Below are 16,505 nucleotides of genomic sequence, written 5' to 3'. Positions count from 1 at the left end.
TATACCACGGGGCTCAGGCCTCTCGCGTGAAGGCCCCGTACACCGCGGCGAAGCCGGTCGCCGCCAGACCGACAAGGAACAGCACGGGCCCCAGCAGCAGCCCGCCATTCACCAGCATCCAGACGAGGCCCAGCACCACCACCCCGATGGGCGAAAAGCGTAGCCAGTTCGGAGTCGGCACCTCCGGGCGCAGCGTCATCAACCCCAGCACCGCCAGGAGCAGCAGCTCCATACACACGGAGAGTGGCTGATCCCACCCCTTGTCGTAGCTCTCCTGGAGCAGCCCGTAGACGAAGTCCTCCGACGGCTGTGGCGCGTCAACCACGAGCAGCTCCGGCGGCGCCTGCGGTACCGGACCCGCGCTTCTCCCCGTGCCCTGGGTGGGCACCCAGGTGAGGAACAGCGAGAGCAGGCACAGCGCCACTCCTCCGAGCGCCACCGGGGCCGTCCCACGCAGCAGCGTGCGCGGCTCGAAGAGACGGCTCCACCCGTTCTGCCCCACGAACACCTTGCGGTACTGGTCGTATCCCAGCAGCGCCGCACCTCCCAGCCACAGCACCGGAGTGAGGCCAATGCTCAGCATCCGGATCGCCAGAGCCGCCACCACCACCGAGAACACCGCCGGCACCACCGGGCGCATCAACGTGTCTGGAACCCAGTCCACCAGCGCGTGCTTCTCGCCGGCGTCGCGCAGCTCGCGGGCCGCCACCAGCCACCCGCCGATGATTACCACCAGCGACCAGTAGGGCCCCACCCCCGCGAAGAAGGGCAGGATGGCGAGCACCAGTCCCACGCCCAGCAGCCCCAACCCCACCATGCTTGGCGAGTGTGCTGGCACATGCGCCAACCACACCGGCCCGTCGTACGGCGGCGCCTTGGGTTGGGCTGGATTGCGCAGGCCGGGATCCGTGTCCTCGGCCTCGTCCTGCAACGGGACCGCTACAGCGCGCGCTGCCGCGGTGCTCCGCGTGCGCCCCGTCGTCAGTGCGCCAACGCCGGTGGACGTCCGGCGGATCGTTCCGGGCGGGGGAGGCGGGGGCATCTTCGCCCCGCAGTTCTCGCAATAGCGCAGGGTCTCGTCCCTCGCGCCCTCTCCGCACTCCTTGCACTGCATCGCGATCCGGCCTCCGGCACTCAGGGCCCTGGGGTCGTGCCGCGCGGAGTATACTGGATTTCCCGCCGTCCTACTTCCAGGCGACGTGGTAGGCGCAGCTGCCCCCTCCGCGCTTGCGGCAGGGCTTGGTGGCGTCATGGAGGATGGTGGCGGTGGGCTGGAAGCGCTGCGCCATCGCGATGATGATGCCCCGGTCGAAATCGCACGGATACGGCGTGGAGCTCTCCATGGTGACCAGGTTCTTCCCCGGAGTGTGCGCGTAGCTGTAGTGGCCGATTCCGTCGCGCATCTCTCCCGTGTTGGGGCTGAACATGGTCTCACCGCGCATGGCGTGGTTCATGTGGTACGCGATGTCGATGCACTTCAGGGCGCTGTGGATGTCCGTCACCGTGGGCGGAAAGATCGCATTCTTCGGCGTGGTCATCCCCGACTGAAACAGGAGGACGTGGCCGAACTCGTTCCCAATCCGCTCCAGGGTCTTCAGCCACAGCTCGAGCGGGTACCAGGCGCTCGGCTCGAACTTCACCGCCCCGGTGCCATCGTCGGCGCCCAGGCCCTCCTCGAGGAGGATTCGATTGGCGATGAGGGTGAACGAGCCGAACCCATCGATGACGATCTGCAGATTCGCGCCCAGGACCTGGAATTGTCCGGGAGAGACCTGGTTCCGCACGGTCGGCTTCTGGAGGTCTCGCTTGAGGTCCGCTGTGGAACGTCCGTGTTCAGGATTGCGCTGGCTCAGCATGTGAGTCTCCTTGATGTTTCGAATTGAAATCCCCAGCAGAACGCAAGGGAGCGATTCCTACTGCGGCATGAGATGGAAGCCGGGGACGCTCAGATGTCGCGCACGTCACCCGGGCAGTTCACAGACGTCTCACCTGGATCCGCGATGGTGTTCCCGCAGGTCCGGAGGCAATCCGAGGGGCTGTTCTTGTGATTCTCGCCCGCGCTCACCAGGCAGAGCCCATCCCCGGAGAACGGCTTGGGCAGCCCGGGCGCGTTCGGCCAGAGGGTGGGCTGGCCCCTGTCTCCCGGGGAGAACCGGAACCAGAGCCCCCAGACGAACTGGGTCACATCCTGCGTCTTCACCCAGCCCCGCCGGGCGAGGCTCGCGCCAAGAGAGGGCGCTGACTCCAGGGCCGAGACGGTTGCGAAGTCCGGGGCCCCGGGCTCCACCTCTCCCACGCTCTCGAGCGTGTACACGATGGCCGCCAACCGGGCGTCGGGGTTGTAGACGAGCCACACGCTGGACAGCCCGCGCGCCCGAGCCTTCGCCACCAGCTCCTTCCAGCGCGACTCGAGATAGCCGCGGTGATTGCCCTTCGGCAGCGCGAACCGCTCGGTGCGCATGACGTGGTGCTTGTTGCGGAGATCCTTGAAGTCCTTGATGCCGATGATGCTGTAGGCCGTGCACTCGGTCTGGACGAAGTAGGGCCGCTCCGAGAACCGGACGCCATCCAGCTCGTACTCGTTGATGACCCAGCGGGCGTACTCCCGGGCGTGCTTCTCGGTGTCCACCAGGTAGCGCCCGCCACTGTAGAGGTACGGATCGCTGGGGGTCGGGAGGCTCAGCGGCAGGTACTTGAAGAGGACGCCTGGCTGGGCCGCCATGTACATCCGGTCCCGCTCGATGACGGCCGGGGCCTGGTCCACCGGCAGGGTGGGGTAGAGCTGGTAATCACAGAAGGCCGCTGCCCGTGCGTTGCGAGCGATTTCCTCCACTCTCTCCGGGGCCTCGTTGCGTACCTCCTGCTCGGCGGACGACATCGGGTCCGGGAGCTCCTCGCCACCACCGCAGCCCATCACCAGAATACCCAGTGCGAACAACAGTCTCTTCATGGCAGTCCCCCGGAGTTCCGCGGCATCGCCGCGAACCTGGCGGGCGCTCCATAGGGCAAGGCTCGTGCCCGGCTCCAAACACGGCTCGGGTGCACAAGCGGCCACGAAATTTCTGGGGAAGGACTCCTCAGCTCACGTAAAGCCAGTGCACTCCGGTTAATGGCTTGGAGTCATTCATGACCGCGGAGTCATTCGTGACCGCGGCTTTCGAGGGCGGGCGCAGAGCTGCAGCCGCCTCGAAATCCATGCGCACCGTGCCGGCATGACTGTGGGGTCATCGCAATTCCATTCAATGACCCTTGCATCATTGCGTCACAGGTGGCGCGGGGGCTCTCGCCCTCTACCACTGAGATTGTAGCTCGCGGGGTACGCTGGATCAGCCAGGGCAAGATGACCTGGCCGGCGTCAGAAGCACCCCATGCGCGCTGCGCGGGAGTGACGGCCCGCGGCCTACTGCTTCGCGGTGGCGGTGCCCGCCGACAGCTTCTGCATCCACTCCGCGAGGGACTGCGGATCGATGGGGCCCACATGCTTGCCCAGGATGATGCCCTGTGCGTCGACGAAGTACGTCTCCGGCACGCCTGCCACCCCGTAGCTCACCGCCACGCCCGAGTTCACATCGATGAGCTGCGGGAAGCTCGCCCCCATCTGAGACAGGAACTGCTTCGCGTTCTCCTCGGTGTCCTCGAAGACGACTCCCATGAACTGCGCCTGCTGGCCGAACTCCCGAGCGCCCCACTCCAGCACCGGGTGCTCCATCTTGCAGGGCCCGCACCACGACGCCCAGAAGTTGATGACCATGGGCCGGCCCTTGAGCTGCTCCGAGCTCACCCGCATCCCGCTGTCCAGCGCCCTCAGCGTGAACGGCGGGGCTGCCTGGCCCTTCAGCATGAAGGGCACCTCGCGCGGGTTGCTGCCGAAGCCCTTGGCCAGCACCGCCAGCAGCCCCAGGCACAGCACCACGAAGCTCGCCGTGATGCGCCAGTTCATGCCGCACCTCCTGGGTTCATCTCCACGCCCGGCTCAGGAGGCGCTCCCGCCGCCGGTTTCTTCTCATCCGCCACCGCCCGCGCCCGCCGCGCCGGCCACACGGCGATCAGCGTGCCCAACACCAACAGCGGAATGCTCCACCAGATCCACCCCACCAGCGGGAAGATCCACGCGTTGAAGCTCGCGGTGCCGCGGTCCTCGGAGAAGGCCATCAGCGACAGGTACAGGTCTTCCTTCGCCGTCTCGCGCACCGCCGGCGTTCCCACCGGGTCCGTCATGCGCTCGTAGTAGTTCATCCGCGGCGCCATCTCGCTGACGTCACCGTTGGGCGCCGTCACCTGGACCTTGGTGGCCACGAAGGTGCGGTGCGGCTCCTGGCCGCTGGTGAGCCCCAGGTACTTCACCTGGTAGCCGCCGATCTTCAGCGTCTCGCCGATGCGCACCGTGCCCGAGGTGTGCGTCACGAACGCCGACGAGGCTGCCACCGCCACGAAGATGATCACGATCCCCAGGTGCACGATGTAGCCGCCGAAGCGCCGCCGCGCCTTGGAGGCGCTGCCCACGAGCGCCGTGACGAAGCCCTCCTGCTTCTCGCTCATCCGCACCTTCACCGGCAGCGCCAGCTCGCGCAGGGTGATGACGGTGACGAAGCCCGCCAGCCCGAACGTCAGCAGCGGGTAGAAGCCCCTCAGTCCGCCCGCCAGGCACGCGCCTACGATCGCCACGCCCACCGCCGCCGGTATCCAGAAGCGCTCGCGCACCAGCTTCGGATCCGCGCTGCCCCACGGCAGCATCGGGCCCACGCCCATGAGGAAGAGCACCATCACCCCACCGGGCACCGCCATCTTGTTGAAGTACGGCTCACCCACGCTCACCCGGATGCCACGCAGGGACTCGGAGATGAGCGGGTAGAGCGTCCCCAGCAGCACCGTGAAGGTGATGGCCACGAACACCAGGTTGTTCACCAGGATGGTCGTCTCTCGCGACAGCATCGACTTGATGTCGCTCTCGGCCACCAGCAGGTGCCCGCGCGTGGACAGCAGCGTGATGCACACGAACAGCAGCACCGCGATGAACGCCAGGAACGTGGGGCCAATGTCCGACTGCGTGAAGCTGTGCACCGAGTTGAAGATGCCGCTTCGGGTCATGAACGTGCCCAGGATGGTCAGCACGAAGCTGCCCAGCACCAGGCTCAGCGTCCACAGCTTCAGCATCTTCTTGCGCTCGTGCACCAGCGTGGAGTGCATGAAGGCGGTGGCCGTCAGCCACGGCAGGAAGGACGCGTTCTCCACGGGGTCCCACGCCCAGTAACCGCCCCAGCCGAGCACCGCGTACGCCCACCACGAGCCGAGGATGATGCCCACCGACAGGAACAGCCAGGCCACCAGCGTCCAGCGCCGCAGCGGCGCCATCCACGCGTCACCCATCTCGCCACGCATCAGCGCGGCCACGGCGATGCCGAAGGGCACCGTCATGCCCACGTAGCCCAGGTACAGCATGGGCGGGTGGATGATCATCAGGTAGTGGTTCTGCAGCAGCGCGTTGGGACCCGGTCCGTCCATGGGCACCGGAGACACCGTGTGGAACGGGTTGGCCGGCCCGGCGATCAGGAAGGTGAAGAAGACGCCCACCGCCAGCATGGTGCCCAGCGCCAGGGACATGTAGCGCGCGTGCTCCTTGCGGTGCACCAGGGCGAAGGCCAGCACGTAGCTGCCCATGATGACGCCCCAGAAGAGGATGGAGCCCTCGAGCGCGCTCCACAGCGAGACGATCTTGAAGACCGTTGGCGTGGCGCGGCTGCCCACCTGCGCTACGTACGCGACGCTGAAGTCGTTGGTGAGCAGCGCCCACTCCATCACCAGGTTGGCGCCGAGCATGCAGAGGAAGAAGCCCCACACGCAGCGCATCACCCAGGGGAAGGCCGCGTCGTCGCGGCGCATCCCGCCCACCAGGCCTACCAGGGCCCCGAAGCTCGCGAAGGCGAGCCCCGCGAGCACCAGCCCGTATCCGAGCGTTCCGTTCACGGAGTCCTCGCCGCGGCCGTGGTGGCCTCCTGCTTCTGCATCTCCTCGAACATCTTCTTCACGTCGTCATCCGTCTTGGGTGCCCGGTACTCGTTGGAGTGGTTCACCATCAGCCGGCTGCCCTGGAAGACGTGGGACGAGTCATAGGTGCCCTCCACCACCACGCCGATGCGCTCGCGGAACATCTGCGGCGGCACCTCCGTGGTGCGCACCAGCACGTTGGCCGCGCCGGGCTCCTCACTGTCCATGACGCGGAAGTGCAGGGTGGTGTGCTGCTCGTTCCACTGGATGCTGCCCGGCTGCACCTGCCCGCCCAGGCGGATGGTGGGGCCGTAGGCCTTCTCGCCCTGGGCCATCATCTCCGACGGCCTCCAGTAATAGACGAGGTTCTCCCCGATGTTGCCAAAGGCCACCAGGGACAGGCCCGCGCCGGCCACCAGCAGGGACACCACGGCGATGAGACGGTTGCGCGTCTGCTGCGTCATGGCTCACTCCTTCGAATCGTTGGTGGTCTGCCCGGGACGGCGCAGCCAGAGGGACAGTGCGTACAGCGACAGCGAGGCCCAGGCGATGCCGTAGGCGGCCCAGATGTACTCCCAGCCACCCTGGATGCGGCCCGCGCCCACCTGGGCGAGCAGCGTGGACATGTGCAGTGCCGTGGACATCAGGCGACCTCCGAAGCGCGGTTGTCTCGCGAGCCCGGCACGTCCGGGGGGAGCGCGTCAGGCATGGCCACCTCCGCCTCACGCGTGGCGAGGGCGGTCCGGTAGCGGTGCAGCAGGAAGAGGGTGAGCAGGATGAGGCTGGCCCACGCGTTGACGCGCAGCGCCAGCGTCATGTCCGGATCCACCGTCTTCGGGGTGGACTGGACCTGGTGCAGGCTGCGCCACCACTTCACGGAGAACCAGACGATGGGCAGGTTGACGAAGGAGATGATGCCCACCACGGAGCTCCACACCGCCCGCTTCTCCGGGTCCTCCACGAAGCGGCGCAGCGCCATGTAGGCCACGTACGTCACCAGCATGATGGCCATGGCGGTGAGCCGCGGATCCCAGTCCCAGTAGGTGCCCCAGGTGGGCTTGCCCCAGATGGAGCCCAGCACCAGCCCGTAGGTGCCGAAGAGCAGGCCCACCTCGGCCGTGGCCTCCGCCAGTGCGTCCGTCTTCCAGCTCGAATCCAGCAGGTAGGCCACGCAGCAGGCGAAGTTCACCACCAGCGCCAGCATCGCCATCCACATGGCCGGCACGTGGACATAGATGATGCGGTAGACGTCACCCATCTCCCGCTCGGACGGCGTCCACACCAGGCCCATCCAGTTGCCCAGCACCAGCAGCCCCAGGCCCACCACCGTCATGCCCAGCAGCACCGGACGCGCGTTGAGCCGCGACCCGGGCGGTGCCCATTTGAGGCCCAGCCAGACGCCCAGCCCCACCGACGTCAGCGCCGCCGCCGCCGAGAGCACCTGCAGCATCGTCTTCACGAGATCGCCCATGACCTCTAATCCTCAATGACTCGGGGGAACAGGAGGAATCCCAGCCCCCAATAAATCAGATTGAACCCGATAAGCAGCCCATACCATGAGCCAAGCTGATTCATCGGGTCACCTTGCAACACGAGCGATGTCGCCTTCGCGGCGGCGAGCAGCGCGGGAATGATGAGCGGGAACAGCAACAGCGGGAGCAGCACGTCTCTTGCCCGGGCGTTGCTGGCGATGGCCGAGTACACCGTGCCCGGCGCGCTGATGGCCATGCAGCCAAGCGTCACGGTGGCGGCGAACGAGCCCAGGCCCATGGCCACGTTCACCCCGTAGAGCGCCACCATCACCGGGATGAGCAGGGCTCCCAGCAGCATCAGCAGCAGGGCGTTGCCCAAGGCCTTGGACAGGAAGATGGCCCGCGCGTCCGCTGGCGCCAGCCGCAGCCCGTCCAGGGTGAGGTTCTCCTGCTCCACCCGGAAGGACTCGCCCAGCGCGAGCACGCTGGAGAACAGCAGCGCCAGCCACAGGTAGCCGCCCGCGTTGCGCGCCAGCACCTTGGTATCCGGCCCCACCGCGAAGGAGAAGAGCAGCAGCGTGGCCAGCGCGAAGAAGATGAGCGCGTTGAGGCGCGCACGGGTGCGCCATTCGATCAGCAGATCCTTGGCCAACAGCACCCCCACCGTCTTCAGCAGGGAGATGGGACGCACCTTCCTCATGCCGCCACCGCCCGGCCTTCCTGCAGGTGCAGGCGCTCCTCGCACAGGGCCTGGCCCTGTTCGATGAGGTGGGTGGCGAGCACCACGGTGACTCCCGAGTCCTTCAGCTCGCGGATGATCTTCTCCATGGCCAGGATGCCGGCCGGATCCAGCTCGCCGAAGGGCTCGTCCAGCAGCGCCACCGCGGGGGCCTTCATCAGCAGCCGGGCGATGGCCAGGCGCTTGCGCATGCCCGCGGAGAACTGGCGCACCGGGCTGTCCGAGCGCTTCGTCAGCCCCACCTTCACGAGCAGCTCCCCGGCCACGTCCGCCGGAGCCTCCATGCCGAGCAGGCGCGCCAGCACCACCAGGTTCTGGTGGGCGGTGAGGTCCTCATAGAGGAAGCTCGCGTGGGACAGCAGGGCCACTTCGCGGCGCACGGTGTCGCGCGAGGCCACGCAGTCATTGCCGCGCACCTCGACCCGGCCGTGGGTGGGGGCGAGCGCGGTGGCCACCAGCCGCAGCAGTGTCGTCTTCCCCGAGCCGTTGTGTCCCGTGAGCAGCAGGGAACGACCCTGGGGGAGGGTGTAGCTGAGTCGCGCGAGGGCCCAGCGGCGTCCATACCGCTTGCTGACGTCGTGAAGGGCGAGCGCGGGGGGCGGCGCTACAGGGGGCGGTTCCATCGGCGGAAGCGTTCGTAACTGGAAATTTCCCCACACTCCAGCGAAAGCAGGCCCGTCTGGCTGCACAGGAGCCTGGGAGGGGTGCCCCAGGACGAGACCCGGACCTCCTGGCTCCACCCCCCGTGGCCCGGTTGCTCCGGGGTGGGAGTCCCCTGCGGACCCCTCGCAGGGAAATCCGGGGCACGGGGCAGGGGGAAGTTTTTTCAATACCTCGCCACATGTTCCACGGGGGAGGGGGAAATGGCCAGTCATGAGATGGGGGCCGCGGGCCCTTGTCCGGGGCGGAACGGAAGATCTTTCGGCCCGCTGACGCCTGGGTTGCACCGCTCCTGTCTCATGGACGTAGCGGATGGGAACGGACTTACCGTCAACAGGGGCTCATCCTTCCTGGCGCTCCTCTCCGAGCGGATGGCACCGCGCGTGCACATGCTGGAGGCACGGGGTACGGGCGGCGGCATCATCTGGGGGAGGGTTTCAGCGATGGACAGGCGGGGAATGGTGCGACGGGCGATGAAATCCGCGGCGGCGGGAGTGCTGCATCACAGCGGCCTCCGCAAGGCGCTCGCGGCCTACAGGCGGTATCAGTCCGGGGGGCGCCGCATCCTCATCGTGAGCTACCACCGGGTGGTGGCGGACTTCACCGGCGAGCTGCAGCGCTCCATCCCGGGCCTGCTCATCTCTCAGGAGACCTTCCGCCGGCACCTCGAGGGGCTATCCGCGGCCGGTTACGAGTTCGCCTCGCTGGGGGACGCGCTGGACGTGATGGCTGGGCGCCGCATGGCGCACAAGGACCTGTGCGTCGTCAGCTTCGATGACGGCTACCGCGACGTGTACCGGTACGGCTACCCCGTGCTGAAGCAGATGGGAGTGCCGGCCATCACCTACCTACCGGCGGCGCTCATCGGTACGCGCGGGCGCTTCAACCATGATCGGCTCTTCCACCTGGTGAGGTTGGCACAGGCCCGGGGCTACAAGCCCGTGTTCGATGTGCTGCCAACGCCGGCTGCGGAGTTGCTGGATACGGTGCTCTCAGGCCGCAAGCGGGTGTCCGCGGCGCTCGATGACTTCATCGGCCACTACCCCACCGGCACGCTCGTGGAGACCATCCAGGCCCTGGAGGAGCGGCTCGGCCCCAGCCCGGACCTGCTCCCCGAGCAGGGCGACCTGATGGACTGGGACGAGGTGCGGCGGATGGTCCAGGACGGCTTCGACTTCGGCGCACACACGCTGGGGCACGTGGTGCTCACGCACGAGCCCCTCGACGTGGTGGAGCGCGAGGTGCGCGAGTCCAAGGCCATCATCGAGCGCGAGGCCGGTATCACCGTGCGTGACTTCGCCTACTGCAACGGCTGGTACTCGGACGAGGTCATCCGCGTGCTGGTGCGCAACGGCTTCCGCTCGGCCGTCACCACCGAGGACATGCCCAACCTCATGGGGGGTGACCCCTTCATCCTCAAGCGCAAGGTGCTCTGGGAGAACTTCAGCGTGGGCATGACGGGCAGCTACTCGCGCACCCTCACCGTGTGCCAGCTCGATGACTGCTTCAGCACGCTGGGCATGCGCGCGCCCGTGCTGGGCCGCCGCCCGCAGAACACCGCGCGAGGTGAGGTGACCGGGTGAGCGATAAGCCGGCCACCACCGCCGCGCCCGCCTCCTCGTTCCTGGGGAAGGCGGGCCCCCTGGTGCTCGCCCGGCTGATTGCTGCCGGGCTCACCTTCTGCATTCCGTTCGTCCTGGCGCGGGTGCTCGTCAAGGAGGATTACGGCACCTACTTCCAGCTCTTCCTCATCGCCACGACGCTCTACTACGTGCTGCCCTTCGGGGTGGTGCAGAGCCTCTACTACTTCGTGCCTCGTGCCGAGGAGAAGCGGCCCTGGCTGGGGCAGACACTCCTCTATATGTCCGGCGCGGGCCTGGTGGCCGGGGCCCTGGTCTGGGCGCTGCTCGGACCCGTGGCGCGGCAGTTCAACAACCCGGCGCTGCTCGAGCATCGCGCGGCGCTCGCGCTCTACACCGCCTTCATCATTGGCGCCTTCCCGCTAGAGGTCTCCCTCACCAGCCAGGGCCGGACGAAGCACTCGGCCCTCGTGTACGGCGTGTCGGAGGTGATGCGCACGGCCGCCATGGTGTTGCCCTGTCTGCTGGGCTTCGGCCTGCGCGGGATGATGCTGGCGGTGGCGGGCTTCGCCTTCCTGCGCTACGTGGTCGCCTGGGTGGTGGTGCCGCGGGGGACGGGACCCCTGCTGCGCGCCGGGTTGTGGCGCCAGCAGCTCGTCTACGCGGCGCCCTTCGGCCTGGCCATGGCGGTGGCCATTCCCCAGCAGAACGCCCACCTCTACATGGTGGCCGGGGTGGTGGCTCCAGCGCTCTACGCGGTCTATCGCGTGGGGTGCAGCCAGCTGCCCCTGGTGGATCTGCTCTACACGCCCACCAGCGAGGTCCTCATGGTGCGCCTGGGCGAGCTGGAGAATCAGGGGCGCCTGGATGAGGGCGTGGCGGCCTTCCGCGAGGCCGCGGGCAAGCTGGCCTTCGTCTTCCTGCCCTTCGCCGCGTTCCTCTTCGCCGCGGCGCCCGAGTTCATCGGCACCTTCTATACGGCGGAGTACCTCGCGGCCGTGCCCATCTTCCGGGTGAGTGTGCTGGGAGTGGTGTTGGCCATCCTCCCCATGGACGGGGTGCTGCGCGCCCGCGGGCACACGCGCGCCATCCTTCATTCCTACCTGTTGAAGGCGGCGGTGACGGTGCCGCTCGTCTGGGTGGGTGTGAAGCAGTTCGGGTTGATGGGGGCCGTCGTGTCCTGGGCCGTGGCCGAGGTGGTGGGCAAGGGCGCTCTGCTCGTGCGCGTGCCGCGGGCACTGTCCACTCCTGATCGGGCCCTGCACCTCCGCGAGGTCATCCCCTGGCGCGAGCTGGGCAAGGCGTCTCTCGCGGCCGTGGCCGCTGCGGTGGGTGTCTTCGTGCTGCGCGCCGGCACGGTGCACGCCTGGAGCAGCCTGCCCGAGGGCTTCATCTGGAGGGCCCTGCCGCTGGCCCTGGCCGGCCTCTTGTTCTCCATGGGTTATGTGGGAGTCCTGTACGCCACGGGCGTGCGGCCGCTGAGCGTGCTCGCCAGCCTGCGCCCCCGCCGCGCCGGGTGAGTTTCCGTCGTCGAACTCCCGTACATGTAGGTAGCGGACGGTGAGGGTTGCGGGGACTCCCGCCCTGGGGGGCCGGTACCTAGCTTGGGGCTCCATACAACCAGGGGAGAGGCGTGATGGGGATTGATGCGATGTCGTTGTACCGGCTGGGACGCAAGCTGTACCTGCGGGGCATTCCCGTGTTGCCAGCCGTGCTGCGTAAGGCCATCCACTACATCCATGGCTCGTACATCCCCGCCGAGGCGGAGATCGGCGAGGGGACGCAGCTTGGCTACGGCGGCATGGGCATCGTCATCCATAAGGACGCGAAGATCGGTCGTCACTGTCTCATCTCCCACCAGGTGACCATTGGTGGGCGCTCCGGGCTGAAGGAGCTGCCGGTGATTGGCGACTATGTGCGCATCGGCGCGGGCGCCAAGATTCTCGGCAATATCCGCATCGGGGACTTCGCGGTGATCGGCGCCAACGCCGTGGTGGTGAAGGACGTGGCCCCCGGTGCTGTGGTGGGTGGCATCCCAGCGCGAGAGATCCGCCGGGATGCGGATCCACTCGCCTCCTACGAGCGTGAGATGGGGCTGCGCCCGCCAGTGCAGCGCCCCGAGCCCGTCGAATCCGTTCCATCGCGGGCATCGTCCGCCGCGCAGTAGACGAGAGAGGGGACAGGGCATGCGAGTGCTCCTCGTCGGAGACTATCCGCCGCCGCATGGTGGCGTGGCCGTGCACGTCCAGCAGCTCCACGAGTACCTGCGCGAGCGCAGGGTGGAGACGGTGGTGCTGGACATCGGCAAAGGGGGCCGACCGGCTCCGGACGTCATTCCCGTCCGTACCCCCACGCAATATGGCAAGCGGCTGGCGGGCTTCCTGCGCGAGGGGTGGACCGTCCACGTCCATACCAGCGGCAACAACCCGAAGTCCTGGATGCTTGCTGCCACCGCGGGCGTGAGGGCTCGCGCGCCTCGTGTCATCACCCTGCACTCGGGGCTGCTGCCGGATTACCTGGCCGCCTCCGTCTCCCGGCGGGCTTTCGCGCGCGTGGCTTTGGCCGGCTACTCACGCGTGGTGGCCGTGTCCGAGGCGGTGGGCGAGGCGCTCGCGCGCTGCGGTGTGCCCGAGGAGAAGCTCGTGGTGTACCCGGCCTTCTGCGGCTCGCAGGTGCGGCCGGGGAGGGGGACTCGGGAGCTCGAGGAGGCACGCGCTCGCCGCCGGCCCCTGCTGGCCATGGCGCACCACCCGTCGCCCGTCTACGGCCGCGGGCTGATGTTCCGCGCGCTGCGGATGATCGCGGACGAGCTGCCCGGCGTGGGGCTCGCCGTCTTCGGACCGGGGACCCGCTCGGAGGAGTTCCAGCGCGATGCTCGGGACTTCCAGGTCCAGGAGTTGATCGAGGACCTGGGGGAGTTGGAGCACCCGCAGGCACTGGCGCTGATTTCGCGCTGCGATGCCTTCATCCGGCCGACCACGCACGACGGGGATGCCATCTCCGTGCGCGAGGCGTTGGCGCTCGGCGTGCCGTGCGTGGCCAGTGACGTGTGCGGGCGGCCTCGTGGGACGTACACGTTCCGGGCGGGGAATGCGGTGGACCTGGCCGAGCGGGTGCATCACGCCCTGGAGCAGGGGCCCGCGCAGGCGGTGTCACCGGATGCCGGACCGGTGCTGCTGAAGCTGTACGGCGATCTGGCTCAACCGACGATTCTGGGAGGAGGCGAGACACATGCGGCGCAGTGAGGAAATGGATCTGGCCCGCCGGGCCCTCCGTGGCAGGGACCTGGTGGTCTTCTCCAACGACTGGGATGGGGATCCGCTGTCCAAGGTCCACATCATGCGGATCCTCTCTCGGGACAACCGCGTCCTCTGGGTGAACAGCATTGGCAACCGGGCTCCGAAGGCCAATGCGCACGACGTGAAGCGCATCTGGAGCAAGCTAGCCTCGTTCACCGCGGGCATCCGCGAGGTGGAGCCCAACCTCTTCGTGCTCGCCCCGCTGGCGATTCCCTTCTACGGCTCGGAGTTGGTGCGCGCCGCGAACCGGGAGCTGCTGCGCGCCCAGGTGTTGCGGGCCATGCGCACGCTGCACTTCAAGCGGCCCATCTCCTGGTCGTTCCTCCCGGCCTCGGCGCCGGCGTCCGGACGGCTGGGCGAGGAGTTCGTCGTCTACCACTGCGTGGATGAGTTCTCCGCCTTCAGCGACACCAACGGGAAGCACATCGCCGAGCTGGAGGAGCAGCTGCTGAAGCGGGCGGACCTGTGCATCACCTCGGCGGACCGGCTGAGGGACAACAAGGTGCGCGTCAACCCGAACACGGTGCTGGTGCGCCACGGCGTGGACTTCAACCACTTCGTGAAGGCGTGTGAGCCGTCCACGCCGATTCCCGAGGACATCGCGAACCTGCCCAAGCCCATCTTCGGCTTCTTCGGGCTGGTGGCGGACTGGGTGGACCTGGAGGCGATCGCCGCGACAGCTCGGGCACACCCGGAGGGCTCGGTGGTAGTGATCGGCAAGGTGGCGCCGGACGTGGATCCGGCGGTGCTGAAGGCCGAGCGGAACATCCACCTGCTCGGGCGCAAGCCGTACGCAGCGCTGCCGGGCTACTGCAAGGCCTTCGATGTGGCGCTCATGCCCTTCAAGGTGAACGAGCTCACGCTCAACGCCAACCCGCTGAAGGTGCGCGAGTACCTGGCGGCGGGCGTACCGGTGGTGTCCTCGGACATCCCCGAGGTGCGCAAGGTGGGCCTGTGCAAGCTGGCGCGGGACACCGAGGACTTCGTGCGCAAGGTGAACGAGTGCCTCGCCGAGGGCGCCGGTCCCAGCCGCGAGCGCGCCGAGCGCATCCGCCACGAGAGCTGGGAGGCCAAGGTGGAGGAGATCCGCGGCTTCGTGGGCGAGGCCATGGTGAAGGCCGGACGCGGGCTGTAGTCCCGCCTGCCGTTCATGCGGGAAGGGAGTTCAGCTCCTCGGGGTAGCTGAATTCCCTTACTGTCTTCGAACGGTAAACCGTTGCTATTCGCGTCCTGTTCGCATCCTCTTCGCCGCATGAAAGCCTCGCGTGTTCATGCGGCACCGTCCCCGCCCGTCGTGTCCATCGAGCAGCGGGGAGCCGTTCAGTTCGCCATGCTGTTGCTGGCCATACTGTTCGTGACGGTCATCGGGGGCCATGTCACGCAGACGCGTCAGTTCTGGCTGCTGGCGGTGTTCCTTGGGCTGTTCTTCCTGTCCCGCCGCGACATGAAGCGGCCCTTCCTGGCCCTGGCGTTTGGACTGCCCTTTTCCCAGCTCTGGACGAGGGCCGAGACTTACACGATCGCGCCGGTCCTCGAGGCCAGCCTGCTGGCCTTCTGCGTGCTGTGGTTCCTGCGCGCCGCGCAGGGGCGGGCGTCTCTACCGCGGTTCGGGCCGCTCGAGGCCTCGGTGCTGCTGTTCCTGGCACTGGCCACCGGCTCGGCGATGGCGGCGACGGTGGCGCGGGTGTGGGCCGAAGAGGGACCGCTCGCCGTCCTCCGCCTGGATGCCATCGTCTTCCAGACTCCGCCGCTCGCACCGCTGTTTCCCGTCCGCCAGCTCTTCATCTTCCTGGAGGCCTTCCTCCTCTTCGGGTTCGTGCGGTCCAACCTCGGGCACGACGACGTGAAGACGCTCGCGATGACGCTGCTCGTGTCGGCCGCCCTGGTGCTGCTGGTTGGCGCCGTGCTGTTCGTGCTGTTCGACAACTCCCGCTACTTCCGGGGGGTGAGCCGGGCCACCAGCGTGTTCCTGGGGCCGAACGAGTTCGCGACCTATCTCCTCATGCTCGTGCCCCTGGCGGCAGCCGTTGCCCATGGCGCCAGGACGTGGATGGCACGGTGGCTGGGGGTCCTGGTCGCGGGAGGCGGGGCACTGATGCTCTTCTTCACGCGCTCGCAGGGCGCGTGGCTGGCGGCCCTCACCGCACCGGTGCTCGCCGGGCTCTTCTTCCAGGCGAGGGTGACGCGCCTCACCCGCCTGGGGCGCGTGGTCCTGGCGGGTGGCGTCCTGGCCGGTACATCCGTGTGCGTCTGGTTGCTGGCGACGCAAGCTCCCGAGCAGATCAACGCGCTGTCCGACGGCCGCTACTTCCTGTACCGGGCGGCCCTCCGCATGCTCCAGGAGAGCCCATTGTTCGGTGTGGGGCTCGGTAACTTCTTCCTGTTGCTCGGCAGTTTCTACCCGGCGGGGATCGAGGGGCGGGCGGCGCACGAGCATGCTCACAACATGTTCCTCCAGATCCTCGCGGAGCTGGGCCCCCTGGGCCTGGTCGCGTTCGCGCGGCCTCTCGTGACGGTCCTGGCGCGGGCCGCCCGTGCGCCGGGACTGAGCGGGATGGCCTGGGCGCTGCTCGTCGCGGTGTTGGCCGTGCTCGTGCACTCCCTCACCGATTACACGCTGTGGATGGCCCCCATGTGGCTGCTCTTCTGGATGCTGCTGGGCGCGTTGGCCGTCTCGCTGGACGCCCCGTCGGGTACGCAACTCCCGGCGGAGCGTCTGGCCTTGGTGGGATGAGTGGCCAGGTGGCCGGGCCTGCCGTTCTTTTCGCGC

General features: G+C 68.0%; 16 protein-coding genes. 6 read left to right on the top strand and 10 right to left on the bottom strand.

Features of this window, described 5'->3' with window-relative positions; genetic code table 11:
* Positions 1 to 13: 13 nt before the first annotated feature.
* The 10 genes from OV287_RS32425 to ccmA form a co-directional block, all read right to left on the bottom strand.
* Positions 14 to 1,114 carry a hypothetical protein gene (locus OV287_RS32425; RefSeq protein ID WP_267537912.1) on the bottom strand — a complete coding sequence of 367 codons (1,101 nt, stop codon included), beginning with the start codon at positions 1,112 to 1,114 and terminating at the stop codon, positions 14 to 16.
* Positions 1,115 to 1,184: 70 nt separating this feature from the next.
* A complete protein-coding gene (locus tag OV287_RS32420) occupies positions 1,185 to 1,856 on the bottom strand; it encodes a hypothetical protein (RefSeq protein WP_267537911.1) in 672 nt (223 codons plus the stop codon).
* 89 nt (positions 1,857 to 1,945) lie between these two features.
* Positions 1,946 to 2,950: a hypothetical protein gene (locus OV287_RS32415; protein WP_267537910.1), complete on the bottom strand. Its 1,005-nt coding sequence runs from the start codon at positions 2,948 to 2,950 to the stop codon at positions 1,946 to 1,948.
* A 450-nt stretch (positions 2,951 to 3,400) separates the two neighbouring features.
* A complete protein-coding gene (locus OV287_RS32410) occupies positions 3,401 to 3,940 on the bottom strand; it encodes a TlpA family protein disulfide reductase (protein WP_267537909.1) in 540 nt (179 codons plus the stop codon).
* Positions 3,937 to 5,964 carry a heme lyase CcmF/NrfE family subunit gene (locus OV287_RS32405; protein WP_267537908.1) on the bottom strand — a complete coding sequence of 676 codons (2,028 nt, stop codon included), beginning with the start codon at positions 5,962 to 5,964 and terminating at the stop codon, positions 3,937 to 3,939. The genes OV287_RS32410 and OV287_RS32405 overlap by 4 nt, the downstream gene beginning before the upstream one ends.
* A complete protein-coding gene (locus tag OV287_RS32400) occupies positions 5,961 to 6,449 on the bottom strand; it encodes a cytochrome c maturation protein CcmE (protein WP_267537907.1) in 489 nt (162 codons plus the stop codon). The genes OV287_RS32405 and OV287_RS32400 overlap by 4 nt, the downstream gene beginning before the upstream one ends.
* A 3-nt stretch (positions 6,450 to 6,452) precedes the next feature.
* Positions 6,453 to 6,629 carry a hypothetical protein gene (locus OV287_RS32395; protein ID WP_267537906.1) on the bottom strand — a complete coding sequence of 59 codons (177 nt, stop codon included), beginning with the start codon at positions 6,627 to 6,629 and terminating at the stop codon, positions 6,453 to 6,455.
* Positions 6,629 to 7,318, bottom strand: coding sequence for a cytochrome c biogenesis protein (locus OV287_RS32390; protein WP_267542449.1), 690 nt, complete (start codon positions 7,316 to 7,318; stop codon positions 6,629 to 6,631). The genes OV287_RS32395 and OV287_RS32390 overlap by 1 nt, the downstream gene beginning before the upstream one ends.
* A gap of 143 nt (positions 7,319 to 7,461) precedes the next feature.
* Entirely contained in the window at positions 7,462 to 8,157 is a 696-nt protein-coding gene (locus OV287_RS32385) for a heme exporter protein CcmB (protein ID WP_267537905.1), read from the bottom strand.
* Positions 8,154 to 8,819, bottom strand: a complete 666-nt coding sequence (gene ccmA, locus OV287_RS32380; protein WP_267537904.1) for a heme ABC exporter ATP-binding protein CcmA — start codon at positions 8,817 to 8,819, stop codon at positions 8,154 to 8,156. The genes OV287_RS32385 and ccmA overlap by 4 nt, the downstream gene beginning before the upstream one ends.
* Before the next feature lie 510 nt (positions 8,820 to 9,329).
* Between ccmA and OV287_RS32375 the strand changes: the two genes are divergently transcribed.
* The 6 genes from OV287_RS32375 to OV287_RS32350 all read left to right on the top strand — a co-directional run bounded on the left by OV287_RS32375 (position 9,330) and on the right by OV287_RS32350 (position 16,469).
* Entirely contained in the window at positions 9,330 to 10,439 is a 1,110-nt protein-coding gene (locus OV287_RS32375) for a polysaccharide deacetylase family protein (RefSeq protein ID WP_308809840.1), read from the top strand.
* The gene (locus tag OV287_RS32370; RefSeq protein WP_267537903.1) at positions 10,436 to 11,956 is read left to right on the top strand and encodes a lipopolysaccharide biosynthesis protein; all 1,521 of its coding nucleotides are present in this window, start codon (positions 10,436 to 10,438) and stop codon (positions 11,954 to 11,956) included. The genes OV287_RS32375 and OV287_RS32370 overlap by 4 nt, the downstream gene beginning before the upstream one ends.
* 116 nt (positions 11,957 to 12,072) lie before the next feature.
* Positions 12,073 to 12,603 carry a serine O-acetyltransferase gene (locus OV287_RS32365; protein ID WP_267537902.1) on the top strand — a complete coding sequence of 177 codons (531 nt, stop codon included), beginning with the start codon at positions 12,073 to 12,075 and terminating at the stop codon, positions 12,601 to 12,603.
* Positions 12,604 to 12,622: 19 nt separating this feature from the next.
* On the top strand, positions 12,623 to 13,681 hold the full coding sequence (locus OV287_RS32360; protein ID WP_267537901.1) for a glycosyltransferase family 4 protein: 1,059 nt from the start codon (positions 12,623 to 12,625) through the stop codon (positions 13,679 to 13,681).
* Positions 13,668 to 14,870 carry a glycosyltransferase gene (locus tag OV287_RS32355; RefSeq protein ID WP_267537900.1) on the top strand — a complete coding sequence of 401 codons (1,203 nt, stop codon included), beginning with the start codon at positions 13,668 to 13,670 and terminating at the stop codon, positions 14,868 to 14,870. Before OV287_RS32360 ends, OV287_RS32355 begins: the two co-directional genes overlap by 14 nt.
* A gap of 117 nt (positions 14,871 to 14,987) precedes the next feature.
* On the top strand, positions 14,988 to 16,469 hold the full coding sequence (locus OV287_RS32350) for an O-antigen ligase family protein (protein WP_267537899.1): 1,482 nt from the start codon (positions 14,988 to 14,990) through the stop codon (positions 16,467 to 16,469).
* The last annotated feature ends 36 nt before the right edge of the window (positions 16,470 to 16,505 follow it).

This window comes from Archangium lansingense (assembly GCF_026626635.1).
Lineage (GTDB): Bacteria > Myxococcota > Myxococcia > Myxococcales > Myxococcaceae > Archangium > Archangium lansingense.
This window is presented reverse-complemented; position numbering and strand designations above follow the sequence as displayed.